This is a genomic window from Stenotrophomonas maltophilia, assembly GCF_004920835.1.
Classification (GTDB): domain Bacteria; phylum Pseudomonadota; class Gammaproteobacteria; order Xanthomonadales; family Xanthomonadaceae; genus Stenotrophomonas; species Stenotrophomonas maltophilia_AQ.
The window spans coordinates 83,807-106,939 of the sequence record NZ_QFHO01000006.1; the positions used below are offsets into that span (position 1 = coordinate 83,807).

The window sequence follows — 23,133 nt, forward strand, 5'->3', positions numbered from 1 at the left end:
AGTGCAAAAACCGGATCCGGGGTCAGAGTCCTTTCCGTATGGAAAGGGATCCGACCCTGCGGGGCCTGCGACGGTTACACCGGGTAGCCGGTCGCCTCGCGGGCCTTCTTCCAGGCGATGTCGAACTCGCGCGCGCTGATTTCGTCGTCTTCATCGAAATCCATGAACGACACCGGCTGGTCGGCCAGCACGAAGCGGTCATCGCTCTGCCCGGTTTCATCGGCCCAGACCACCTTGGCCCCGTAGATCTCCACCTGGCGCACGATTTTTTCACCACGGGCTTCCATCAACACGTTGCCCTTGCCCAGGCTCGATTCGGCCCAGTGCTTGTAGTACTTCTTGCTGTTGGTCTTTGCGTTGGGTTTTGCGTATTTCATTGCATTGGTCCTGGCCGCAGGTGCGACCGGAAAGTTCGGAATGGCGCCATTATCAGGCATTCGCGCGCAGATCCCTTTCCTGCGGAGAGGGATCTGACCCCTGCCAAACTACTTCGGCAAGGGGGCGCCCTTCGGCCACAGCATCCAGATGCTGCCCTTCTGTTTCATGTCACCGGCCAGCTTGCCCGCGGCATCGCCGCTGCCCCAGTACAGGTCCGCGCGCACTTCGCCGGCAATCGCGCCGCCGGTGTCCTGCGCGGCCACCGGGCGCACCACCGGGCTGCCGTCCGGGCGCGTGGTGGACAGCCACAGCAGGCTGCCCAGCGGCACCACGGTGCGGTCTACCGCCACGCTGTAACCCGCCGTCAGCGGCACGTTCAGCGAACCGCGCGGGCCTTCCGGGCTGTCCGCGCTGCGTACGAAGAACACGTAGCTGGGGTTGCTGCGCAGCAGTTCCGGCACACGGGAAGGGTTGGCCCTGGCCCAGGCGCGGATCGCGTCCATGGTCACGTCCTCCTTCTTCAGCTGGCCCTGGTCCACCAGCCAACGGCCGATCGCGCGATAGGGATGCCCGTTCTGTTCGGCATAGGCCAGGCGCACCTGCGTGCCATCGGCCAGGCGAACCCGGCCCGAGCCCTGGATCTGCAGCAGCTGCAGGTCCATCGGATCGGTCAGCCAGGCCAGCACCGGGGCCTTGGCGCCCTTGGCCGCGATGGTGCCTGCATCGTCATAGGGCTTGAGCACCTTGCCATCGACACGGCCGCGCAGGCGCTTGCCCTTCAGTTCCGGGTAGACGCTGTCCAGCTGCACCACGATCAGGTCATCCGGCGTGCCGTACACCGGCACGGTGGCCTTGTCGGTGCGGGTCAGGCTGCCGGGGTAGATCGGCTCGTAGTAGCCGGTGATCAGCCCATCAGCCTGGTGCCCCCCGGCACGCAGCGCGTAGGCATCGAGGTCGCGCTGCAGGAACTGGCGGATCGCGGCAGGGTCCTTGTCGTTCACTGCTGCAGCCGTAGTGCAGGGCTTGGCCCAGACAGCGTCGTTCTTCAGGCGGGTGCAGCTGCTGCGCCAGGCAACGAAGCCGGCCTGCAGATCGGTATCGGAAACCGGCGGCAGCGCACTCCATTCAACCTTGGCGTAGGTGGCGGCAGGCTTGATTGGTGCTGGCGGTGCTTCGGGACGGGTGCCGGTGGTGCTGCAGGCCGCAAGCACGGCCAGCGCAAGAAGGCTCAAGCTCGTGCGGCTCAGGGGGGCGATGATGTCTTTCATTGCCCCAATGTAGAGGAAATGGCACGGCACCGGACCCGTCGGGTGCCCGGCGCCGCGCTCTCCCTTCAGCGTCCGCCGCTACCCAGCAGGCCACTGTTGCTGGTGGCGAACACCGGCGGCGGCACGTCCAGCATGGCATCGCTCACGGTGCGACCGGCCAGGAACTCGACGATGCTGCGGGCGATGGCGGGGTTGCCCGTCCACAACTCGTTGTGATGGCTGGCGTTGCGTACCAGCAGCGAGCGGCCGTTGCGGAAGCCTGGACGCAGTGCATCGGCGTTGGCTGGTGGCGTGCGTCCATCCAGCGTGCCGCTGATGAACAGCACCGGCACCTCGCTGCGCAGCGGGCCACGGAAGGATTCGCCCAGATCGGCCAGGCCCAGGCCGTTGCCGATGGCGGGGAACGGGAAGTTCAAGGCGTCGCCGAACAGGCTTTCGCGCGCCTGCGCCTCCACCCGTGCCAAGCGCTGCGGGCTCTGCCCGGACGCCACATCCATCGCCAGCCCCATTGCCGGGTACTCGGCGAACTGCGCACGCACGATCAGCACCAGGTCTGCCAGCGGATCGTAGTTGCCGCGCTCGGCCTCGCGCAGCACCAGCGGCAGCCACTGCTGGGTGTGCCGCTGGCCGAGCGCATTGGCGATCAGGATCTGCGCATCGAATTCACCGATGGTCACCTGGCGACCCTCGTGCATGCGGCTGCGGCCCTGCCGTGGCTGCTCACGCAGCGCCTGCAGCACGCGTGAGGCCGATCCGACCAGATCGTCGAAGCCATCCTTGCGCGCCAACTGCGCAAGCTCCTGCAGCAGCGCGTCGCTGCTCAGCGGCAGCTTCAGTGTGTCATCAGGACCTTCGGTGCCCATCAACACCACGCGCTCGAGGCCTTCACCGTGCAGTCGCACCGCAGCCAGGGCCAGATGCGTGCCGTAGCTCATGCCCCACAGGCTGATCTTCGGCACACCCAGCGCGCGGCGCAGGTCGTCAAGGTCGGCGGCGCTCTCGGCCGTGGTGTAGGCACCCAGATCAACGCCAGCCTGCCGCCAGAACGCCACGCACTTCGCTGCCGTTGCCTGCAGCGCGACCAGCGCCGTATCGCGCTGCAATGGCTGCGCATCATCGAATCGGGTCTGGTGCGGGCATTCCGGCGGCGGTTCGGACAGGCCGGCGCCGCGCTGGTCGAGCAGCAGCACATCGGTCTCGCGGCGGACCAGGTCGAACACCGGCCAGCGTGGGCCGCGCGCAGTGTCGATGCCGGAGCCGCCCGGGCCACCGGCCAGGTAGACCACGGGAGCGCTGCGACCATTGCCGCCGGTTGCACGCAGGCGTACCACTTTCAGCTGCATGCGTGGTCCATCCGGCTCGCTGTGCCGTCGTGGCACCGCAAGCACGGCGATTTCCGCAGGGATGCTGCCATGTGCCTTGGTCTGCAGTGTGTAGGGCTCGAACGCCAGTGCAGCCGGACTGGCCTGCGCGGGGGTGGCCACGGCCAGCGCCAGGCCGATTGCAGCCAGCGCGGCGGCGATGGCAGTGCGGCAACGATGGGAACTGCGGGGAAGCGTGCGGGCGCTGCGGGTCATGTCGGGCTCCGATGGAAGGACGTGCGCCACCAGCGTCTGCCCTTCCGCAGCACACGGGGCGTGCGCACCTGCCGAACGTCTCCAGGCGGCCGTCCACTGTCTCCACGCAACCGATAGGATGGCCTCCATGCAGATCCCACGAACCCTGGCTGTCCTTGCTGTGCTGCTTGCGGCCGTGGCCGTCTGGCTGCTCGTGTCGACGCCGCCACCCGGTCTGGTGCAGGTGCCGGGCGCGCAGATGGCGCTTGCGAACATCGGGGCCGCCGGCGCCGTGCCCGCGCGACCGCCGCAGGATCTGGACTGGCAGCCACTGGACCAGCGCGAGCTGGCAGGTTGGCGCGGCCCCTACTGGCTGCGCTGGCAGGTGCCAGCGCCGACCACCGCGGACGTGCATGGCCGCACGATGCGGCTGTCGCTGCGTGCCGCCAGCCAGCTGTACTGGAACGGCAACCCGTGGGTCGGCAATGGCGTGGTCGGCCGCAGCGCTGCGGAAGAGCACCCTGGACGCATCGACCTTGTGCGTGTGCTGCCTCCTGCTTCGGGCAACCGCAGCGACGAACTGATCGTGCTTGCGTCGAGCCAGCAGCAGCACTTCCATCTGCATGGTGCCGATGCGATGGTGCTGATCGCACCCGCGGCCGTGCTGTACGGCCAGATCATCCTGCCGTGGTTGATCGCCGCCTTCGCCACCGGTGCACTGGCGGCGGCCTGTCTGTACTTCCTCACCGTGTTGCGCGGCCAGACGCAGGCACCCGGGGCCCGTCTGCTGCTGGCACTGGGCGCAGTGGGGCTGGCACTGCCCGTGGTCGAGGCCTGGCGCTCCCTGCTGGGGTATCCCTATCCATGGCATGGCCCACGCCTGGTGGCACTGTTGTGCCTGCATGTGGCGGCAGCGGCGTTGCTGCCGGCCTATCTTGCACGCCGCTTCGCGGTAGCCATGCCGCGGGCCGCCTACCTTGGCTATCTGGCCGTGATCATTGCCGCCGCTGTCGCGCTGCCCGGCTTCGATACGCGCTCAGCGGCAGTGCTGCTGTCGAGCCTGATCGCCTCGGCAGGGGTACTGTTGCGCGCGCATGGCGAGTCCGAGGACCGCTGGCCGATCCTGGCCTTGCTGCTGGCCGGACTGCTGGCGCTGCTGGTCGCAGGCGGCGCCTTCCTCGATGGGCCCTTTTTCCTGCTGCTGGCGGTGCTGATGGTGTTCCTGCTGCTGCGCCACGCTGCCCAGTTGCAGGCACTGGACCGGCACAACGCTTGGCTGAGCGAAGAACGCGCGCAGCTTTCGCTGCAGCTGCTGCAACGGGGCATCCAGCCGCATTGGCTGATGAACACCCTGACTTGCCTGCAGGAGTTGATCGAACAGGCACCAGCGCGTGCCAGCCGCCTGGTGGAATCACTGGCCGACCAGTTTGATCGCCTGCGCGACAGCAGCAGCCGGCGCAGCGTTCCCCTGCAGGACGAACTGGCGCTCTGTCGCAGCCATCTGGATATCGTTGGCATGGCATTGGACCAGCGCATGCGGCTGGAGGTCGATGGCGAAGACGCGATGCTGTCGTTGCCGCCCGGCATCCTGCATGCCCAGGTGGAGAATGCATTGACCCACGCAGGTGCGCTGGCCTGCGCAAAGCATCCGTTCCACCTGCACGTGCAACGCACCAACGCGCGCTGGATACTGGAGCTGCGCAGTGCGCGGGGTTCCGCCCCACACCGTGGCCGCGGCACCGGCACGCGCTATATCGAGGCCAGCCTGGCCGCCGCCTGTCCTGGCGGATGGGCCTTCGTGCAGGGCGCCGAAGGCGACCACTGGTGCAGCCGGATCGAACTGACATGCGCATCCTGATCGTCGAGGATGAGCCGCTGGTACGCCAGCGCCTGCTGCGCCTGTGCAGTGAACTGGCAGGCGCGCGCGCGCGCTTCGACGCCGTTGCTGATCTGGAGTCGGCCGGAGATCGACTGCAACGCAGCGTCTACGATGGCCTGCTGCTGGACCTCAACCTGGGCGGCGACGATGGTTTCGAGCTGCTTCGGCGCGCGGTGGCCGGACGCTATCAGTGCGTGGTGGTGTCGGCCCATCGCGATCGCGCGCTGCAGGCATTCGAGCATGGTGTGCTCGACTTCGTACCCAAGCCGTTCTCGCGTGAGCGCCTTGGCCAGGCACTGGAACGCCTGCTCGACACCGGCGGCTCCCGCCCTGGCCGCGCGCGCTATCTGGGTGTCTGGCGGGCGCAGGGCACGGCGACCGTAGAACTTGCTGACGTGCTCTGGATCCGCGCCGACGGCGACTACAGCCAGGTGCGCATGCGCGATGGCCGCAGCGAGCTGCACGACAAGTCCCTGGCCGGACTGGGCAGCGTGCTGCCTGGCGACTTCGTGCGTTGCCATCGTTCCTATCTGGTCAATCTGCAGCATGTGCGCATGCTGCATGCAGGATCGGGCAGCCGTTACTGGCTGGTGTTGAGCGATGGCAGCGAGCTGGCCGTGGGCCGCGCGCATGTGGCGGCAATACGCGGAGAGCTGGGGATGGAGTGAGGTGTGGAAGCTGCCAGCCATGGGCTGGCACTACTGCACTTCGTGGTGGTGGCCGCGCTGCGCGCTCGCCGGGCATGGCCCGGCGCTACCCACTTCCGGGTGTTCTGCGCCGCGCGAGCATCTACGGGGTCTGCAGCAGCAAGGAATGCAGGATGCGGGCATCTTCGGCATCCAGCGTCTTCGGCAGGTCGTCGCGGCCACGGAAGCGACGGTGGAAGGCGGCGACGGTGGCCTCGCGGTTGTCCAGCGGGTAGCCAAAGCGGGCCAGCGCATTCCATGCATCGAAGCCTTCGGGTGCCGCACCATCGGCGGCGCGCGGCCACACGCCGAACCCGGCGTCGGCCAGCTGCTGCCAGGGGAAGAAGCGGCTTGGGTCCTGCTTGCGGGTCGGCGCCAGGTCGGCATGGCCGATGACCTGCCGCGGCGGGATGTTCAGCCGTTCAGTGAGATCGCGCAGCAGCACGATCAATGACTCGATCTGCGCCGGGCTGAAGGGACTGCGACCGTCGTTGTCGAGTTCGATGCCGATCGAGGCTGAATTGAGATCGGTGATGGTGCCCCAGCGCCCGGCACCGGCATGCCAGGCGCGGCGTTCATCGGCCACCAGCTGGTAGCGATGGCCATCGGCGCCGATCAGGTAGTGCGCGCTGACCCGTCCGCCGCTGTTGGCGGTACGCAGCGTGTGCAGGCTCTGCTGCACCGACTTCTGCTCGGTGTGATGGATGACGATGATGACCGGCGTGCGCGCGTTCTGGTTCGGCGACGGCACCCAGGTGGCGAGCGGATTGCGGGCTTCCTGTGGCGCGGAAGCGCAGGCGGCCAGCAACAGACAGGCCGAGAGCATCAGAGCGGTGCGGATCGGGTGCATGGCCCGATTGTGCGCGATCAGGCCGGATGATGCATGCCACGGTGCCGACCAACGGTCGGCACCCACCAGAGCAGGAGCAGTGCCAAGCAAGCTTGGCACCCACCAAACGCAAAGGCGGCCCCGCAGGGCCGCCCGCCACGCATCAGGCCTCGTAGGCCGATTCGCCGTGCGAGGTCACATCCAGGCCAGTACGCTCTGCTTCCTCGGTCACGCGCAGGCCGACCACGCTGCGCACCACCAGCAGGATCAGCGTGGTCACCACCGCCGACCAGACCACCGTCAGGCCAACACTGACCACCTGCACCCACACTTGGTGCGCGATATCCAGATCGGCCTTGGTGCCGCCCAGCGACTGCGCACTGAACACGCCGGTGAGGATCGCGCCGACGATACCGCCGACACCGTGTACGCCGAACACGTCGGCGGTGTCGTCCACCTTCAGCAGGCGCTTGAGACCGGTCACACCCCACACGCAGACCACACCGGCGACGAAGCCGATGACGATCGCGCCGAGCGGGCCGACTGTGCCGCAGGCCGGGGTGATGCCGACCAGACCGGCCACCGCACCCGAGGCGGCGCCCAGTGCCGACGGCTTGCCCTTGCTGATCGCTTCGACCAGCGTCCAGCCCAGCACGGCAGCAGCGGTGGCCAGCACCGTGTTGAGGAAGGCCAGCGAGGCGACGGTATCGGCGGCGGCGGCGGACCCGGCATTGAAGCCGAACCAGCCGACCCACAACAGCATCGCGCCGATGTAGGTGAACGGGACGTTGTGCGGCTTCAGCGCGGTCTGTCCGTAGCCCAGGCGCTTGCCGACGAACCACGCGGCGACCAGGCCGGCAACACCGGCATTGATGTGGACCACGGTGCCGCCGGCGAAATCGATCGCACCCATTTCACCGAGGTAACCGCCACCCCACACGATGTGCGCCATCGGGATGTAGCTGAGGGTGAACCACAACGCCGAGAACAGCAGCACCGCGCGGAACTTGATGCGCTCGGCGAAGGCGCCGACGATCAGTGCGGTGGTGATGCCGGCGAAGGTCGACTGGAAGGCGACGAACAGGTAGTCCGGCAGGCCCTTGATCGGGGTGTTGCCCACCGACTCCGGCGTGAACCCCTTGAGGAAGGCGAACTCGGTGAACGAACCGAAGAACGGATTACCGGCGCTGAACACCGCGCTGTAGCCATAGGCCACCCACAGCAGCAGCACCAGCGAGAACACGACCAGGATCTGGCTGAGCACCGACAGCACGTTCTTCGAACGCACCAGGCCGCCGTAGAACAACGCCAGGCCCGGCACCACCATCAGCAGCACCAGCAGGGTGGAGGTCAGCATCCACGCCACGTCGCCATGGTCGTAGGCCGCGGCGGCTTCGGCGACGGCAGGTGCGGCAGCCGCGGCGACCGGGTCCTGCAGCGGTTCGACCGCTACGGTTTCGCTTGGCAGCGGCGACACCTGGGCCTGCGCATGGGCAGTTCCCGGCCAGGCGCCAGCAGCCAGCGCACTGAGCAGCATCAACAGGCACACCAGATGGAACCGGGCTTGCCACCCGGTGAGAAGGCGCATCTTCATGGGGGAGTCTCCGGAAGGGGGTTACAGCGCGTCGGCACCGATTTCGCCGGTGCGGATGCGGATGACCTGTTCGACGGCGGTGACGAAGATCTTGCCGTCACCGATCTTGCCGGTGCCTGCAGACGACTGGATCGCTTCGATCACTGCGTCGGCACGTTCGTCGGTGACCACGGTTTCGATCTTGATCTTGGGCAGGAAGTCGACCACGTACTCGGCACCGCGATACAGCTCGGTGTGGCCCTTCTGGCGACCGAAGCCTTTCACTTCGGTCACGGTGATGCCCGACACGCCGGCATCGGACAAGGCCTCGCGGACCTCGTCGAGCTTGAACGGTCGGATGATGGCGGAGATCAGTTTCATGCGCATGTCCCGATGGTGGATGGGGCCAGCGCGCCAGCGCGCGATGGCATCAGGCAACCACGGGCCATCGTGTTGATGGCCGTGGCTGTTGCACCGGACACGAACCGGGCCGGGACAGCCGTGCCTCTCTCCTTGCACGGCCGACGCGGGAGGGAGGGCGGCCCATGTCGCGTATCCGGTCTCTCTTACCCCTGGATCAGCGGGCCAAGGGCCCGCGTTTCCAATGCAGCGGACCAATGGTCCGCTCTACCACGGCGGGCCGGGGCCCGCCCTGCGGCTCCCCAGCCGCGAAGACGGAAGCGATGGCGGCGGGTGGGAGGGGGAAGCCCACCGCCATCGCCACCGATCAGCTGGCGTAGTACAGCTGGTATTCCAGCGGGTGGGTGGCCGCGCGGAACTTGGTCACTTCCTGCATCTTCAGCGCGATGTAGCCGTCGATGAAGTCATCGCTCATCACGCCGCCGGCCTTCAGGAACTCGCGGTCCTTGTCCAGCGCTTCCAGCGCCTGGTCCAGCGAGGAGCAGACCTGCGGGATCAGCTTCTCTTCTTCCGGCGGCAGGTCGTACAGGTCCTTGTCGCTCGGTGCGCCCGGGTCGATCTGGTTCTTGATGCCGTCCAGGCCGGCCATCATCAGCGCGGTGAAGGTCAGGTAGCCGGACTGGATCGGATCGGGGAAGCGCATTTCAATGCGGCGTGCCTTCGGGTTGGACACCCACGGAATGCGGCACGATGCCGAACGGTTGCGGGCCGAGTAGGCCAGCATCACCGGCGCTTCGTAGCCCGGCACCAGGCGCTTGTAGCTGTTGGTGCCCGAGTTGGCGAAGGCGTTGATGGCCTTGGCGTGCTTGAAGATGCCGCCGATGTACCACAGCGCCATCTGGCTCAGGCCGCCGTAGCCGTCACCGGAGAACAGGTTGGTGCCGCCCTTGGACAGCGACTGGTGCACGTGCATGCCGCTGCCGTTGTCGCCGACGATCGGCTTGGGCATGAAGGTAACGGTCTTGCCGTTGCGGTGCGCCACGTTCTTGATCACGTACTTCATGCGCAGCAGTTCGTCGGCCTTCTGCACCAGGGTGCTGAACTTGGTGCCGATCTCGCACTGGCCGGCGGTGGCCACTTCGTGGTGCTGCACTTCCACTTCGATGCCGACCTGTTCCAGGGTCTTGCACATTTCGGCGCGCAGGTCGTGCAGGGTGTCGGTCGGCGGCACCGGGAAGTAACCGCCCTTCACGCCCGGACGGTAGCCGCTGTTGGCGCCGTCGTACTTGGCGCCGCTGTTCCACGCCGCTTCTTCCGAATCGACCTGGAAGAAGGTATGGCCCATTTCATTGGCGAAGCGGACCGAATCGAAGATGAAGAATTCCGGCTCCGGGCCGAAGAAGGCGGTTTCGGCAATGCCCGAGGACTTCAGGTACGACTCGGCGCGCTTGGCGATGCCGCGCGGGCAACGGCCGTAGGGCTGCATGGTGGCCGGGTCGAGGATGTCGCAGCTGATCACGATGGTCGGATCGGCGTAGAACGGATCAACGTAGGCGCTGGCGGTGTCCGGCAGCAGCACCATGTCCGATTCGGCGATGCCCTTCCAGCCAGCGATCGAGCTGCCATCGAACATCTTGCCTTCTTCAAACAGCGACGGCTCGACGATGCTGACCGGGAAGGTCACGTGCTGCTCGACACCGCGCATGTCGACGAAACGCAGGTCGACGAACTCGATCTGGTTGTCCTTGATCAGCTTTTCTACGTTTTCCACGGACATCGGTACGACCTCGGATGGGGATGAATGCCTGCTGAGGTACAGCAACGACCGTGCCAACTTTTGGCCGCCCGCAAGTCATTGATTTCAAAAAGGGCGCTCCGGATCGGTGCAGAACAGCGCGCACCAAACGGGTGCAACTGGAACCAGACGCACCCGTTTGGTGCGGCATGGATCGTCTATTCTTTCGACCTTCTTCTGCCGCCCACACCCGCACTGTCCATGTCCGACCTGCTCTCCGCCCTGCTGCTGGGCATCCTCGAAGGCTTGACCGAATTCCTGCCGATCTCCAGCACCGGCCACCTGCTGATCGCCCAGCACTGGCTGGGCGCGCGATCGGACTTCTTCAACATCATCATCCAGGCCGGTGCGATCCTGGCCGTGGTGCTGGTGTTCCGCCAGCGCCTGCTGCAGCTGGCCACCGGCTTCGGCCAGCGCGAGAACCGCGAGTACGTGTTCAAGCTCGGTGCCGCCTTCCTGGTAACCGCGGTGGTTGGCCTGGTGGTGCGCAAGGCCGGCTGGTCCCTACCGGAAACGGTCAGCCCGGTGGCCTGGGCATTGATCATCGGCGGCATCTGGATGCTGCTGGTGGAGGCCTATACCGCACGCCTGCCCGACCGCGACCAGGTGACCTGGACGGTGGCCATTGGTGTCGGCCTGGCACAGGTGGTGGCCGGTGTGTTTCCCGGCACCTCGCGCTCGGCCTCGGCGATTTTCCTGGCGATGCTGCTGGGCCTGAGCCGTCGCGCGGCGGCCGCCGAATTCGTGTTCCTGGTCGGCATTCCGACCATGTTCGCGGCCAGTGCGTACACCTTCCTGGAACTGGCCAAGGAAGGAAACCTGGCCAGCGAGAACTGGACCGAGGTGGGTGTGGCCTTCATTGCCGCGGCCATCACCGGCTTCGTCGTAGTGAAGTGGCTGATGGGCTACATCAAGTCGCACAGGTTCACCGCGTTCGCGCTTTACCGCATCGCGCTGGGCGCCGCGCTGCTGCTGTGGTTGCCCTCCGGCAGCTGAACAGCGCCGGGGCACGGTAACCCCGTTGCCGGCCCCACCCCGTTTCCCCCACGGTTCCCCAAGGAGAATCACCATGAACCGCAAGCTCACACTGCTCCTCCCGCTGGCCCTGATGGCCGCCTGCAGCCAGACCCCGGCACCGGCCGGCACCGGCGGCGACGACGTTGCCCCGGCGGCGGCCAAGGCAGCAGACCAGCAGACGCTGGCGCACCTGGATGCGCAGCGACTGCAGAGCCAGCATTGGCTGCTGCAGCAGGCCACCGCCGCCGACGGCAAGCGCATCGACGCGCTGTTCGCCCGCGAAGACAAGCCGGTCACCCTGGACTTCGCTGATGGCCGCCTGTCGGTCAGCAACGCCTGCAACCACATGGGTGGCGGTTACACCCTGGCCGACGGCAAGCTGAGCGTCAGCGCGATGGCCTCGACCATGATGGCCTGCACCGACAAGGCGCTGATGGCGCTGGACGAAGCCGTGTCGAGCCGCCTGCAGGGCGAGCTGAAGGCCGAACAGGATGCCGACGGCAAGCTGACCCTGACCAACGCCAAGGGCGATGTGCTGGTCTTCAACCCGGAGCCGACCGCTGAAACCCGCTACGGCGGCGCCGGCGAAACCGTGTTCCTGGAAGTGGCCGCCAAGACCCAGAAATGCTCGCACCCGCTGATCCCGGACTACCAGTGCCTGCAGGTGCGTGAGGTCAAGTTCGACGACAAGGGCCTGAAGCAGGGCGAGCCGGGCAAGTTCGAGAACTTCTACGGCAGCATCGAGGGTTACACCCACGAAGACGGCGTGCGCAACGTGGTGCGCGTGAAGCGCTACGAGGTGAAGAACCCGCCGGCCGATGCGCCGTCGCAGGCGTACGTGCTGGACATGGTGGTCGAGTCGGCCATCGAGAAGAAATAAAACGATGGAAGGGCGGCCGAAAGGCCGCCCTTCTTCGTTGGCGGTAGAGCCGGCCGCTGGCCGGCTGCCACAGGCACCGCCGGCGGACATGGGACATGCCGGCCAGCGGCCGGCACTACCCGATATACAGCCTCAGCCCAGCGCCGGGTTCAGCGTGTAGGTGCCGTGCAGCGCCGCTTCGGCCAGTACGTGGCCGTGCATGGCGCGGTACGCATCGGCGGCGGTGAAGCGCACCGGCAGATCCAACGAAGCCACGTCCAGCGCGAACACGCGGAAGAAGTAGCGATGCATACGCTCGTCGTTGAACGGCGGATACGGGCCGTCGTAGCCAAGGTAATCACCGGCCATGTCCGGGTTGCCGGCGAACCAGCCGGTGAAATCGTTCAGGCCCTGGCGGCTGCCGGCCGGGCCAGCCGGCGCGGTCTTGCCCTTCACCACGAACCCGTCGCTGCAGCTGCCTGCGGCGATCTCCTGCACCGAGGCCGGGATATCGGCCATCACCCAATGCACGAAATCGCAGCGCGGCTGGTCGCGCGGCACGGTCATGTCCGCGCGGCCGACCGTTTCCGGCACGGTCGGCACGTCCGGGTCCACGCATACCAGCAGGTACGAACGGGTGCCTTCCGGCACGCCGCTCCAGGCCAGGTGCGGATTGCGGTCCGGCGCGAAGCCGGCGGCATCGCCGGCGGCGAACTCGCGGCCGATCGGTGCACCGTTGGTCAGGCTGTGGCTGCTCAGTTGCATCGGTGTCTCCTCACTCTTCCGGGTAACCCAGGCGCACCGCGATCGGGGTGAGCTTGGCGAAGGCGGCGCTCATCACGTCGCGGTAGGTGCGCCAGTGGCCCGGCGGGAAGCGCGGTGCACCCAGCTGGGCGGCCGGCGGCATCGGCCGCTCGAACAGGCGGCCCAGCAGATCGGCCATCGCCTGCGGATCGTTGCCGATCTGGTCGATGCGCAGCAGCACCTGCGGATACAGGTCTTCCTCGTGCAGCGTGGCGACCTGGGCCAGTGCGCGTGCCAGCCATTCGCTGGCTTCGGCCAGCGAGGTCATCGCCAGCGGTGCGGCGGCGCCATAGGCCACCCAGTCCAGCAGCATGTCGCGCGGATCGCGCACCACCACCAGCAGGCGGCCCTGCGGCAACTGCGGGCGCAGCGCCCACAGCAGCGCGTTGTCCCACCACAGCAGCCAGTCGATGACGGCGTCGTCCTGGATCCCACGCGACGGCAACTGCTCGCGCCAGCGCTGCACCAGCCGCTCCGGGGTCAGCACGCCGGACGCGAGGTCCTGCAGCGTGTGGTAGTTCTGGAAGGCATCGTCAGGCGCATTGGAGGTATAGCGGTCGCTGCGCAGCACCGGGCTGGCGGCGGCCAGGCCGGTCGCCACGCGTTCCACGCCCGAACCCGGTGCGCCCCACAGGAAAATCGGCGCAGAGGTGGCATCACCGTCGATCTCGCCCTTGTCCGGCCAGCTCGGCGGTGCCTTGGCCTGCGGCGGCAGCGGCAGGCGCTGTGGTGCCTGCTCGGCCTGCAGCGCCAGCCACGTGTTCAGTGCTTCTTCCGGCTGGCCGGCGCGATCCTGGATTTCACCCAGCCAGGTGCGCAGGTCGGCGCGATGGCCTTCCGGTGCCATGTCGATCAGCGCCTGCACGCGGGCGACGGCGGCGGCCGGGTCGCGCTGCAGCAGGCCTTCGACCAGGCGGGTTTCGCCGCTTACGCGGCCCGGCTCGAGGCTGACGATGCGCTCGGCGATTGCTTCGGCCTGCGCATGCTCGCCCAGCATGTCATGAAGGCGAAGGCGTGCTTCCAGCGCCGGCAGGTGGCCCGGCATCGTGTCCATCCAGCGCTCGACCGTCGCGGCGGCGGTGGGGCTTCCCACGTCTTCCACGGCCAGCCGTGCCAGCCACAGGTCGTGCAGCTGCGGATACTGTTCCAGCGCGGCGTCGAGGCGTGCGCGCGCCTCGTCCTCGCGGCCCAGGCGCTGCCAGGACATCAGCAGCAGCTGCAGTACCTGACGGTCGTCGGGCAGCGATTCCAGCAACGGCAGCAGATGCTCCAGCGCCTGCAGCGGCTGCCCGCTGCGCAGGGCCAGCTCACCGGCCAGGCGGCGCATCGACGGTGTATCCAGGCCTTCCTGCTGCAGGGCGATCTGCATTGCTTCGGCCGCCGCCTCCAGGTTGCCCTGGCGCAGCGCCAGCTGCACCACCAGGCCGTGCAGCGAGGTGATCGCCGGGTTCAGCTCCAGCACACGGCGGAAGGCCTGTTCGGCGAAGGCCAGCATGTCCTTGCCCAGATAGGCGAAGCCCAGTGCGTAGAGCACGCGGGTATCGTTGGGCTGTGCCTGGTTGGCGGCCGACAGCAGCGTCAGTGCACGATCCGGGTCGTCACGGCGCAGCGCGATCATGCCGTCGATGGTCAGCAGTTCCGGATGGTCCGGCTCGACGCGCGAGGCAAGAGTGGACAGGCGCTGGGCTTCGTCGAAATCGTTGCGGCCGATCGCCAGGTGCGCCTGCATCAGGTAGGCGGAGAAGGAATTGGGATCGAGGCCGGTAGTACGCGCCAGCGCTTCGTCAGCACCTTCGAACTGGCGCAGCGCCAGCAGCAGGCCGGCGTGCTGCAGGTGCAGCTGGGCATCGTCCGGAGCCAGCTGCAGCGCCTGCTGCAGGGCCTCCATCGCGGCCCCGGCGTTGCCCTGCTGCTGCAGCGCAAGCGCCAGCCAGCGGTGGGCCTCGGCCTGGCCGGGTTCATCACGGGTCCACGCCTGGGCCAGCTGCACGGCCTGGTCGGCCTGGTTCTGGCGCAACGCTTGGATGATCTGGTCTTGCATGACAGTCCGGTTCAAGTGCAAACCCGCATTGTAGCGGCCTGCGCACCGGTGCCGGTTCAGGCCTGCAGCACCCGCTGCAGGCGCTGCGCCACCCAGCGCTCGGAGAAGCCATCACCCCGCCAGTTTTCGAGGAAGCCGCAGTGGCCTCCCCAGCAGGCCGTTTCCAGGTGCGCCTGGCGCGGCAGCTGCCAGTCGCTGAAAGTCACGTACGGGATCACCGGGTCATCCTTCGCCATCAGGATGTCGGCCGGCACCTGCAGCGTGGCCAGGCGGTCACCGGCAATCGAATAACCGTCGAAATAGGCCTGCAACGAGCCGAAGCTGGTATGCCGTTCGACCAGCCATGCGGTCAGCGCGCGGATGTCCAGCTTCAGCACGCGGTCGTCGCAGTCGCTCAGCTCGGGGAACAGGTCGCGCTTGCGCCGCAGCGAACCGGCCCACTTGCGGCGGAAGTACCAGTCGTACATCGCCGGGCCGCTCTCGATGCTGTCCATGGTCAGCGCCGGGTCCAGCACCGGGCACACCGACGCCACCCGCAGCAGCGGCACGCCGGCGGCCGGCGCGCGCAGGGCCAGCCGCAGCACGAAGTTGCCACCCAGCGAATAGCCGGCAGCCACCAGCGGCAGCTGCGGCCAGCGCTGGGCGATATCGCCTGCGGCATGCACCACTTCGTCGATCAGGTTGGAATGGAAGATGCCGGGGTTGAGGTGATGGGTGTTGCCGTGATCGCGGAAGTTCAGGCGCACCACATCGAAACCCTGTTCGATCATGCGCGCAGCCGCCATGCGCATGTAGCTGGATTCGGCACTGCCCTCCCAGCCGTGCAGCAGCAGCGCGATGCCCTTGGGCTCGCGACCTTCGACATGGCTGTGCCAGCCCTGCAGGCGCACGCCGTCGCCGCCATCCAGGATCAGTTCTTCGCTGACCGCACCGGTGGCCGCCAGCAGCAGCAGGCCGCGCTGCAGGCGCATGCGGCTGGAGCTGAGCATCGACTGCAGGTGCGGATTGCGCAGCCAGCGTGGCGGCTGGTAGTCGGCCGCATGCAGCGTCGGCGTACCGGCGTCCAGGACAGGTGGCGGGATCAGAGCCACCGCACCCTCACTGCGTGCTCATGGCCGCCACGATGCGCGCGCGCGAGGTTTCCGCGATGCGCCGACGGCCTTCCAGGTCCTGGGCACCGATCGGCTCCAGGAAATGCACTTCGGTATGCCGCGCCGGCTCACCGAGCAGGCGCAGGAAATTGGCGAAGAAACTCTCGCCTGGACCGAACGCGACAATGGTCTGCGCGTCGCCCTTCAGCCCGTACACCAGCGCCACCGGCTGCACCGGCACGCCGGTTTCAACGGCAGCCTGGAAGATGCGGGCATGGAACGGGCCCACCTCGTGGCCTCCGCGGGTGCGCCCTTCAGGGAACACGCCCACCGCCTTGCCGGCACGCAGCCGGTCGGCCATCACCTGCATCACCCCACCGAGCGATTCGGTGTTGCCACGCTGGTGGAAGATGGTCTGCCCACGCGCGGCCAGCCAACCGACCAGCGGCCAGCTGGCGATCTCGCGCTTGGCAACGAAGCCCATCATGCGCTGGCTGTGCAGGATGGAGATGTCGACCCAGCTGACGTGGTTGGCAACGAACAGCACCGCGCCCGGCAGCGGCCTGCCGACCTGCGACAGGCGGAAGCCGAAGATCCACATCAGCCCGCCCTGCCACCAGTTCACCACTTTGGCTCCGAACGTATCCTCGCCCACCCGCAGCTCGCCCCACGGCGGCAGCATGCCGATCAGGATCAGCGGCAGGAACACGGTGATGTGGACCAACAGCAGCGGTACGCGGTACAGGTAACGGCACACACGCGCCACGCCGCCACGGGGGGCCGGAGTGGGGGAAGTCATCCGCGCACGATACCGGAGCGCCGCAGCAGCTGCCAGCCGATTTAGGCCATAACAGCCATTGGCCGGGGCAATCGGCGGGGAACGCTGGGTTCCGCTGCCGTCAACACGCCCTCGTGGGGCTCAACCGTGGCCGGCGGCCACCACCGCCAGGGTCAGCCGCGAGATGCACACCAGCCGCCCCTGCTCGTCCTCGATGCGGATCTCCCACAGCTGGGTGCTGCGGCCCACGTGCAGCGCGCGGGCGGTGCCGGTGACCGTACCCGAACGCACGGCACGCACGTGGTTGGCGTTGATCTCCAGGCCAACGCAGATCTGCTTTGTGGCATCCACGCACAGGTTGCCGGCGCTGCTGCCCAGCGTCTCGGCCAGCACCACCGAAGCACCGCCATGCAGGATGCCGTACGGCTGCCGGGTGCGTTCGTCCACCGGCATGGTGGCCTGCAGCCAGTCCTCGCCAACCGCACTGAAGACGATGCCCAGCGATTCGATCGCCGTGTTGCGGCTGAGCGCGTTGAGCTGCTCGATGGAAACGGCTTCGCGGAACACCTGGGTCATGCGGGCACCTTCAGAGGATGGGAACGAGGCCGGCACCGAATGCGGTCAGCATGCGCACCAGCAGCCACTTCGGCCCGACGTTGACTTCGGGGAAGTCACCGACGGCGCTGTAGCAGCGATGGAAATCAGGATCCTGCCTCGGCAGCGGCTGCGGGCAGTCCGGGCCGGGCTTGAATTCGTAGTCGGTGGCGTAGCGCCACGGCCAGAAATCGAGAATCGGCAGCGCTTCGGAAGCCTTGCCTACGCTGTAGTTCAGCCCCGACAGCACCGGCGGCTTGGCCCGCGGCGCCACCGTCCATGAGTTCTGCGGATGGGTGTCGCGCAGGATGCTCTGCGCCAGTTCCTCGGCAAAGACCGGGTCGTCGATGATCACCGCGCCTTCGGTGTTGTAGTTCTCGCTGCGCGGATCGAAGTTGTGGGTGCCAACCACGCCGATGCGGCGATCCACCACCAGCGACTTGGCGTGCAACCCCATGCGCGCGCCCTTGCGGGTGACCGGCAGCGGCTTGTTGACTGCCTTGCTGCCCAGGAACGACGGCCGCGTCTCGGTGCGCAGCAGTCGCGTTTCGACCTCGCTGCCAGCCGCCCGACGGCGTTCGCGGGCATTCTGGTAGGCGCTGCCGGTACGCGGGTGGTTCACCGGCCCCTGCTTGCCGGTCCCGTTTGAACCGCCATCGCTGCCACCCCGCGCGTTGCTGCCCGCCGCGCTGCCACCAATCAACGGGTTGCGGCCACTGTCATCCGCGCCATCGGGCACGGCGATCGGGTCAGGCAGCAGATTGCGGTAGTCGACCGGCGCATCCAGCGGGAACGGCTTGTATTCGAAGATATTGAAGCCCAGTTCGCGCATGTTGCGGCGCTTGTACTTGTACGACAGCGCATACACGATCGGGTTGTCGGTGGCCGCCAGGCTGTTGCTGGACACCACCACGCGCGGCGGCTGCGGACGCTTGCGCAGTTCACGGAACAGCTTCTGCGCCGGCTTGGACAACACCAGGTAGGGCGTCTGCAGGATCACTTCCTTCTGCGCGCTGGCGATCAGCGCATCCAGCTGCGGCTCGGTCACATGCTGGCCGGCCAGCGGTGCATCGGCTTTTTCACGGCGATGCTTGCGCGGCAGGTCGGCGACATAGCGCACCGAGGCGACCGGCAGCGCGGTATCGACAAAGGAGCGGGTGACGAAGTCGATGTCGTTGGCTTCAGCACTGACCCGCTGCACCCGCTCGGGACGGCGGAAGGTGGCCGGGGGCAATGTGGGCACGCCCTGGCGCAGCAGGGTACGGCCTACGTCATTCAGGCGTTCGGCCGGCACGCTGCGCTGCGCGCGCCAGAACGCATCGAAGTTGGCGGCCATCGCCCGCGCTTCCGGTCCGGCGATCAGCACATCGCGGTCGCGGAAGTTGTACTCGCGGTCCCAATCGTAATAATCGTCCTGGTAGTTGCGGCCACCGACCACGCCGATCGCATCGTCGATCACCAGCAGCTTGTTGTGCATGCGCTGGTTGAAGCGACGGAAGCAGCACAGCACGCTGCCGGCGTAGTCGAAATAGTTCAGGCGCGCCTTGCCGAAGGTCGGGTTGTAGACCCTCAGCTGGAAATTCTGGTGGGCACCGGACAGCGCGCCGAGGATCTCGAGGTCGGAGATCGCCGAGAGCTGGTCGATCAGCACCCGCACCTTGACCCCGCGCCGGGATGCGGCCAGCAGTTCGTCGATGACCAGGCGGGCGCTGTCGTCCTTGTCGAAGATGTAGGTCTGCAGGTCGATGCTGCGGGTGGCGCTGCGCAGCAGGTTGAGCCGCGCGACCAGGGCGCCCTCGCCCTCATCCAGCAGCGTGGCGTAATGCTGCGGCCGTTCCGGGGTGGATTCGGTGAACGCCCGGCCGGCCAGGGCCCGCAGTGGCGAATCCAGCGCACAACGGTCGGCGCGCTGGCAATCGACTTCGGTCGAGCGTGCCTGCACGGCGATGGCTTCGGCCCGGTCACGCTCGGCATGCGACAGCGATGCACAACCGCTGCCCAGCAACACGGTTGCCAGCACCAGTACACGCAGCAGGTGGTTCACGGTTTAGGCGCCTCGCTCAGGCGCGCACGCAATACGAAAGTCACTCGGTCACTCAAGGCAAGCTGCCAGCTTTCCATGCCATACCGGCCTCGTTGCACGGTACCGCGGCTGACGACGTCGCAATCATAGCCGGGTCGGGCGCAGTCCGCCTTCTCGACCTTGAGCGACTCCGGGTGGCTGATCCCACGCAGGGTCAACCTACCGTTGATGTCGCCCCCGTCCTCCACGGTCTCCGGCCAGTACGGCAGGGAGTCGAACTCGACCACCGGATGGCGGCCGGCATCGAAGAACTCCTCACCGCGCATCCAACCGGTGTAGCGCGGCTTGCCAGGGATCTCGACCGAGCGCGTAAACATCTTCAGGTGCACCTGGTGGCGGCCGTCGGAGAGGATCTCGATGCGTCCCTCGAAGTGCGGAAACACGCCCTCGATGCGCTGCCCGAAGCGGGTGCGCACCTCGAAACCGATCTGCGAACGCTGCGTATCCAGGCGCAACACGCGGTGCGCCTCGGCGACCACCGGTGGCAATGTCGCAGGCGGTGGTGCGGCAGCCCAGGCCGGGCCGTACACCAGCAGCACGGGCAGCAGGAAGCGGCTGCGCCGCGCCATGCTCATCGGATCACGGCCACCAGAACGCATTCAGGCTGGCCACGCCCGGCTCGATCGAGGCCTCGCGGGGGAAACCGAGCACAGCCACGCCGCCCGGCGGCATGCCGCGATAGTCACTGCTGGTGCCGTCGGTCATCAGCGCCACCAGCTGCTCCAGGCCCGGGTTGTGGCCGACGATCAGCACCCTGTCCAGGTCACGCCGCTCATCCACCAGCGCGGCCAGGGTACCCGGGGTCGCTTCGTAGATACGGTCTTCCAGGCGCTTTTCGACATAGCCGATGGCCGCCATCACCGCTTCCAGGGTCTCGCGGGTCCGTCGCGAAGGGGAACACAGCACGCAGTCCGGCAGCAGCTTGTTCTCCTTCAGCCACTTGCCGGCGGCTTCGGCTTCGGCGAGCCCCACCGGCGACAACGGCCGGTCGAGATCAGCCTGGCCGGAAACGGCCGGTTCGGCATGGGCGTGACGGAGCAGGATCAGTTCGCGCATTGCGGGATTCCAGTAAAGGGGTGGGTACCTACGACTCTTACAGCTTCAGCCAGGACAACAGGGGTTCCCAGTCGGCCTGGTGCTCGCGCACCTGGGCGGAGCGGTAATCGAACAGACTGCGGCCCAGGCCGGTCATGACCACGTAGCTCTGGCTGTCGCGCAGCTGCGCGACCACCGGGTACGGCCATTCGGACAGCATCTGCAGCGCCTGCTGCGAGGTCTGGGTCCAGGGCTTTGTGCGGTTCAGCACCAGCCCCACCGGCAGCTTGCGGCTGTGCACGCGCGGGTTCTGGGCCAGGCTGTTGAGGAAGCCGACGATGGCTTCGATGTCCAGCGCCGAGGGCAGCACCGGCACCACCACCGCGTCGGCAGCGTCAAGGAAATGGGGGATATCGTCGGCCAACGCCCCCGCCGGGGCATCGATGATGACGGTTTCGGTGCCGTCGGGCAGTTTCTGCGCCCACTGCTTCTTCCGATACACGTCGATGGGGAGCACCGCGCTTTCCAGCCCGGCACGCCGTTGCGCCCAGCGGGTGCTGGAGCCCTGCGGGTCGGCATCGGCGATCACCGTGGCCTTGCCCTGCAATGCCGCGTACGCGGCCAGGTGGGTGGCGACGGTGGTCTTGCCCACCCCGCCCTTGGAACCGGCCACCAGGATCGTCTTCATGCCAGCCTCGCTTCCGGGTACGTGCCCCGAGCGTACACCGGCGGTGGTGACGGGAGGTAGCACCGCGCTGAACCTGCGGCCATTGCCTTTGCTATCGTGGCGCCCCCGAAGGATCGAACCGGCATGAGCGAACTGCAGGACCTGAGCGCACTGATCCGCGCCAATACCCCCCTGATCGTGATCGAGACCCAGGATGAGGGTCGCATCGTCGAACTCTTCCGGCAGACGCTGATGCACGTCTGGCGGGCCCTGCACCGCTGGTCGATCACCGAGGGCCTGCGCCGCATCGATCTGGACAGCGAGGACCCCGCGATCGGGCCGCCCGATGCCAGCGCGGCCCTGCAGATGATCCGCCAGGCCGACCAGCGCGGGGTCTACCTGCTGCTCGATTTCCACCCCTACCTGGGCTATGCCAGCCACCAGCGCGCCCTGCGCGACCTGATCCAGCGCCGCCACAGCGAGCCGAACGTGCTGGTGCTGATCGGTGCCAAGGTCGAACTGCCGGCCGAGCTGGAAGCGCTGGCGGTACGCTTCAACCCGCGCCTGCCCGATGCCAACGCCCTGCTGAAGATGCTGCGCGAGGAGGCCGACGCCTATGCGCGCGAGCATGGTGGTCGGCGGGTTGAAGTCGACAGCGAAGCGGTCAAGAAGATCCTGAAGAACCTGCAGGGCCTGAGCTTGGTCGATGCCCGGCGCATCGCGCGCCAGCTGATCTATGCCGACGGCGCATTGCGCGACGATGACCTGCCACAGCTGGCGCGGCTGAAGTTCGAGCTGCTCAACCGCAGCGGCCACCTGTTCTTCGAGCATGACAGCGCGCGCTTCGGCGATGTCGCCGGAGCGAACCGGCTCAAACGCTGGATCAACCAGCGCCGGGTCGCATTCATCGCCGGCTCGGCGCCGGCCGGGCTGGATCCACCGCGCGGCATGCTGCTGCTGGGCGTGCAGGGCTGCGGCAAGTCGATGCTGGCCAAGGCCACCGCCGCCGGCTTCGGCGTGCCGCTGCTGCGCCTGGACGTAGGCGCGCTGTACAACAAGTACCACGGCGAGACCGAGGCCAACCTGCGCCAGGCGCTGGCCTCGGCCGAGCAGCTGGCACCATGCGTGCTGTGGATGGACGAGATCGAGAAGGGCCTGGCCACCGGCAGCGAGGACGGCGGCGTCTCGCGTCGGGTGCTCGGCTACCTGCTGACCTGGATGGCCGAGCGCAAGGCGCCGGTGTTCATCGTCGCCACTGCCAACCAGGTGCACGAACTGCCGGCCGAGCTGCTGCGCAAGGGCCGCTTCGACGAGATCTTCTTCGTCGACCTGCCCTCGCCGGAGGTCCGCGTGGAACTGCTGCGGCTGCACCTGGGCCGGCGCCAGCTCAACGCGGATGACTTCGCGCTGCCGGCGCTGGCCGCCGCCGCGAATGGTTTTTCCGGCGCCGAGATCGAGCAGGCGATCGTGGCCGGCCTGTATGCAGCACATGCCGAGGGCCGGCCGCTGGACACCGAGCTGCTGATGAACGAGATCCGCGCCACGCGCCCGCTGTCGGTGCTGATGGCCGAGCAGGTGGCGGCATTGCGTGGGTGGGCGTCGGGGCGGACGGTTTCCGCGGACGACTGAGGGGTTTCCAGCGAACGGCGCAGCCCCTCGTGGCGGCTGGTTGACTGTGAACATCAAAAGCCGCGCTTGGCTGGGCGGGGTGGATTCGCGGGGGACGCCGTGAACCCGTCCATGGAGGCTTGGCCTGCCGCTCTTTGTAGAGCCGAGCCCACGCTCGGCTGCCTTTCGATCAGATATCGAAAAATCGATTCCGATACAGATTCATCCACGC

At 67.4% G+C, this 23,133-nt stretch carries 21 protein-coding genes; 5 read left to right on the forward strand and 16 right to left on the reverse strand.

The annotated features are described in order from the left end of the window. Window positions 1-74 precede the first annotated feature (74 nt). The 3 genes from DI041_RS06680 to DI041_RS06690 all read right to left on the reverse strand — a co-directional run bounded on the left by DI041_RS06680 (window position 75) and on the right by DI041_RS06690 (window position 3,223). Window positions 75-377 (reverse strand): hypothetical protein, encoded by a 303-nt coding sequence (locus tag DI041_RS06680; protein WP_046985380.1) that lies wholly within the window; start codon window positions 375-377, stop codon window positions 75-77. Window positions 378-485: 108 nt separating this feature from the next. Then, window positions 486-1,646 (reverse strand): murein transglycosylase A, encoded by a 1,161-nt coding sequence (gene mltA / locus DI041_RS06685; RefSeq protein ID WP_136638474.1) that lies wholly within the window; start codon window positions 1,644-1,646, stop codon window positions 486-488. Window positions 1,647-1,711: 65 nt separating this feature from the next. Then, window positions 1,712-3,223, reverse strand: a complete 1,512-nt coding sequence (locus DI041_RS06690; protein ID WP_136638473.1) for an alpha/beta fold hydrolase — start codon at window positions 3,221-3,223, stop codon at window positions 1,712-1,714. 127 nt (window positions 3,224-3,350) lie between these two features. Here DI041_RS06690 and DI041_RS06695 point away from each other — a divergent pair, with 127 nt between their 5' ends. Both DI041_RS06695 and DI041_RS06700 read left to right on the forward strand, forming a co-directional pair. Continuing rightward, window positions 3,351-5,060: a histidine kinase gene (locus DI041_RS06695; RefSeq protein ID WP_136638472.1), complete on the forward strand. Its 1,710-nt coding sequence runs from the start codon at window positions 3,351-3,353 to the stop codon at window positions 5,058-5,060. Further along, window positions 5,048-5,749: a LytR/AlgR family response regulator transcription factor gene (locus tag DI041_RS06700; protein ID WP_046985383.1), complete on the forward strand. Its 702-nt coding sequence runs from the start codon at window positions 5,048-5,050 to the stop codon at window positions 5,747-5,749. The genes DI041_RS06695 and DI041_RS06700 overlap by 13 nt, the downstream gene beginning before the upstream one ends. A 121-nt stretch (window positions 5,750-5,870) precedes the next feature. Here the strand turns inward: DI041_RS06700 and DI041_RS06705 are convergent, their stop codons facing one another. The 4 genes from DI041_RS06705 to glnA all read right to left on the reverse strand — a co-directional run bounded on the left by DI041_RS06705 (window position 5,871) and on the right by glnA (window position 10,306). Beyond that, entirely contained in the window at window positions 5,871-6,617 is a 747-nt protein-coding gene (locus DI041_RS06705; protein WP_136638471.1) for an N-acetylmuramoyl-L-alanine amidase, read from the reverse strand. 142 nt (window positions 6,618-6,759) lie between these two features. Then, window positions 6,760-8,190, reverse strand: a complete 1,431-nt coding sequence (locus DI041_RS06710; protein ID WP_046985385.1) for an ammonium transporter — start codon at window positions 8,188-8,190, stop codon at window positions 6,760-6,762. 21 nt (window positions 8,191-8,211) lie between these two features. Beyond that, the gene (locus DI041_RS06715; protein WP_004134334.1) at window positions 8,212-8,550 is read right to left on the reverse strand and encodes a P-II family nitrogen regulator; all 339 of its coding nucleotides are present in this window, start codon (window positions 8,548-8,550) and stop codon (window positions 8,212-8,214) included. A gap of 346 nt (window positions 8,551-8,896) precedes the next feature. Beyond that, window positions 8,897-10,306 (reverse strand): type I glutamate--ammonia ligase, encoded by a 1,410-nt coding sequence (gene glnA / locus DI041_RS06720; protein WP_004134320.1) that lies wholly within the window; start codon window positions 10,304-10,306, stop codon window positions 8,897-8,899. A 219-nt stretch (window positions 10,307-10,525) separates the two neighbouring features. Between glnA and DI041_RS06725 the strand changes: the two genes are divergently transcribed. Both DI041_RS06725 and DI041_RS06730 read left to right on the forward strand, forming a co-directional pair. Next, window positions 10,526-11,320: an undecaprenyl-diphosphate phosphatase gene (locus tag DI041_RS06725; RefSeq protein ID WP_136638470.1), complete on the forward strand. Its 795-nt coding sequence runs from the start codon at window positions 10,526-10,528 to the stop codon at window positions 11,318-11,320. Window positions 11,321-11,393: 73 nt separating this feature from the next. Continuing rightward, the gene (locus tag DI041_RS06730; protein WP_136638469.1) at window positions 11,394-12,221 is read left to right on the forward strand and encodes an META and DUF4377 domain-containing protein; all 828 of its coding nucleotides are present in this window, start codon (window positions 11,394-11,396) and stop codon (window positions 12,219-12,221) included. A 132-nt stretch (window positions 12,222-12,353) separates the two neighbouring features. Here the strand turns inward: DI041_RS06730 and DI041_RS06735 are convergent, their stop codons facing one another. From DI041_RS06735 to DI041_RS06775, 9 genes are all read right to left on the reverse strand, one after another. Then, the gene (locus tag DI041_RS06735; RefSeq protein WP_136638468.1) at window positions 12,354-12,965 is read right to left on the reverse strand and encodes a YbhB/YbcL family Raf kinase inhibitor-like protein; all 612 of its coding nucleotides are present in this window, start codon (window positions 12,963-12,965) and stop codon (window positions 12,354-12,356) included. A gap of 10 nt (window positions 12,966-12,975) precedes the next feature. Beyond that, the gene (locus DI041_RS06740) at window positions 12,976-15,045 is read right to left on the reverse strand and encodes a tetratricopeptide repeat protein (protein WP_136638467.1); all 2,070 of its coding nucleotides are present in this window, start codon (window positions 15,043-15,045) and stop codon (window positions 12,976-12,978) included. A gap of 56 nt (window positions 15,046-15,101) precedes the next feature. Beyond that, the gene (locus DI041_RS06745; RefSeq protein WP_211195188.1) at window positions 15,102-16,091 is read right to left on the reverse strand and encodes a YheT family hydrolase; all 990 of its coding nucleotides are present in this window, start codon (window positions 16,089-16,091) and stop codon (window positions 15,102-15,104) included. A gap of 52 nt (window positions 16,092-16,143) precedes the next feature. Beyond that, complete coding sequence (locus DI041_RS06750; protein ID WP_046986729.1) at window positions 16,144-16,935, reverse strand: lysophospholipid acyltransferase family protein; 792 nt, start codon at window positions 16,933-16,935, stop codon at window positions 16,144-16,146. Between the two features lie 120 nt (window positions 16,936-17,055). Then, the gene (locus DI041_RS06755; RefSeq protein WP_046986728.1) at window positions 17,056-17,490 is read right to left on the reverse strand and encodes a hotdog fold thioesterase; all 435 of its coding nucleotides are present in this window, start codon (window positions 17,488-17,490) and stop codon (window positions 17,056-17,058) included. A 10-nt stretch (window positions 17,491-17,500) separates the two neighbouring features. After that, complete coding sequence (locus tag DI041_RS06760) at window positions 17,501-19,552, reverse strand: phospholipase D family protein (protein ID WP_136638465.1); 2,052 nt, start codon at window positions 19,550-19,552, stop codon at window positions 17,501-17,503. Next, on the reverse strand, window positions 19,549-20,166 hold the full coding sequence (locus DI041_RS06765; protein ID WP_046986726.1) for a YceI family protein: 618 nt from the start codon (window positions 20,164-20,166) through the stop codon (window positions 19,549-19,551). The genes DI041_RS06760 and DI041_RS06765 overlap by 4 nt, the downstream gene beginning before the upstream one ends. Window positions 20,167-20,170: 4 nt before the next feature. Further along, window positions 20,171-20,647 (reverse strand): SixA phosphatase family protein, encoded by a 477-nt coding sequence (locus tag DI041_RS06770; protein WP_004134282.1) that lies wholly within the window; start codon window positions 20,645-20,647, stop codon window positions 20,171-20,173. Between the two features lie 37 nt (window positions 20,648-20,684). Further along, window positions 20,685-21,314, reverse strand: coding sequence for a ParA family protein (locus tag DI041_RS06775; RefSeq protein ID WP_012509676.1), 630 nt, complete (start codon window positions 21,312-21,314; stop codon window positions 20,685-20,687). Window positions 21,315-21,437: 123 nt separating this feature from the next. On the opposite strand from DI041_RS06775, the gene DI041_RS06780 reads away from it, so the two are divergent. After that, window positions 21,438-22,922: an AAA family ATPase gene (locus DI041_RS06780; protein ID WP_136638464.1), complete on the forward strand. Its 1,485-nt coding sequence runs from the start codon at window positions 21,438-21,440 to the stop codon at window positions 22,920-22,922. Window positions 22,923-23,133: the final 211 nt, after the last annotated feature.

Bases quoted from the DNA above. Each gene is read 5' to 3' on its own strand.
- DI041_RS06750 (WP_046986729.1), bottom strand. From the start codon at position 16,935: ATGACTTCCCCCACTCCGGCCCCCCGTGGCGGCGTGGCGCGTGTGTGC.
- mltA (WP_136638474.1), bottom strand. From the start codon at position 1,646: ATGAAAGACATCATCGCCCCCCTGAGCCGCACGAGCTTGAGCCTTCTT.
- DI041_RS06780 (WP_136638464.1), top strand. From the start codon at position 21,438: ATGAGCGAACTGCAGGACCTGAGCGCACTGATCCGCGCCAATACCCCC.
- DI041_RS06735 (WP_136638468.1), bottom strand. From the start codon at position 12,965: ATGCAACTGAGCAGCCACAGCCTGACCAACGGTGCACCGATCGGCCGC.
- DI041_RS06700 (WP_046985383.1), top strand. From the start codon at position 5,048: ATGCGCATCCTGATCGTCGAGGATGAGCCGCTGGTACGCCAGCGCCTG.
- DI041_RS06705 (WP_136638471.1), bottom strand. From the start codon at position 6,617: ATGCACCCGATCCGCACCGCTCTGATGCTCTCGGCCTGTCTGTTGCTG.
- DI041_RS06680 (WP_046985380.1), bottom strand. From the start codon at position 377: ATGAAATACGCAAAACCCAACGCAAAGACCAACAGCAAGAAGTACTAC.
- DI041_RS06740 (WP_136638467.1), bottom strand. From the start codon at position 15,045: ATGCAAGACCAGATCATCCAAGCGTTGCGCCAGAACCAGGCCGACCAG.
- DI041_RS06770 (WP_004134282.1), bottom strand. From the start codon at position 20,647: ATGCGCGAACTGATCCTGCTCCGTCACGCCCATGCCGAACCGGCCGTT.
- DI041_RS06710 (WP_046985385.1), bottom strand. From the start codon at position 8,190: ATGAAGATGCGCCTTCTCACCGGGTGGCAAGCCCGGTTCCATCTGGTG.
- DI041_RS06695 (WP_136638472.1), top strand. From the start codon at position 3,351: ATGCAGATCCCACGAACCCTGGCTGTCCTTGCTGTGCTGCTTGCGGCC.
- DI041_RS06755 (WP_046986728.1), bottom strand. From the start codon at position 17,490: ATGACCCAGGTGTTCCGCGAAGCCGTTTCCATCGAGCAGCTCAACGCG.
- DI041_RS06775 (WP_012509676.1), bottom strand. From the start codon at position 21,314: ATGAAGACGATCCTGGTGGCCGGTTCCAAGGGCGGGGTGGGCAAGACC.
- DI041_RS06690 (WP_136638473.1), bottom strand. From the start codon at position 3,223: ATGACCCGCAGCGCCCGCACGCTTCCCCGCAGTTCCCATCGTTGCCGC.
- DI041_RS06730 (WP_136638469.1), top strand. From the start codon at position 11,394: ATGAACCGCAAGCTCACACTGCTCCTCCCGCTGGCCCTGATGGCCGCC.
- glnA (WP_004134320.1), bottom strand. From the start codon at position 10,306: ATGTCCGTGGAAAACGTAGAAAAGCTGATCAAGGACAACCAGATCGAG.
- DI041_RS06725 (WP_136638470.1), top strand. From the start codon at position 10,526: ATGTCCGACCTGCTCTCCGCCCTGCTGCTGGGCATCCTCGAAGGCTTG.
- DI041_RS06765 (WP_046986726.1), bottom strand. From the start codon at position 20,166: ATGAGCATGGCGCGGCGCAGCCGCTTCCTGCTGCCCGTGCTGCTGGTG.
- DI041_RS06715 (WP_004134334.1), bottom strand. From the start codon at position 8,550: ATGAAACTGATCTCCGCCATCATCCGACCGTTCAAGCTCGACGAGGTC.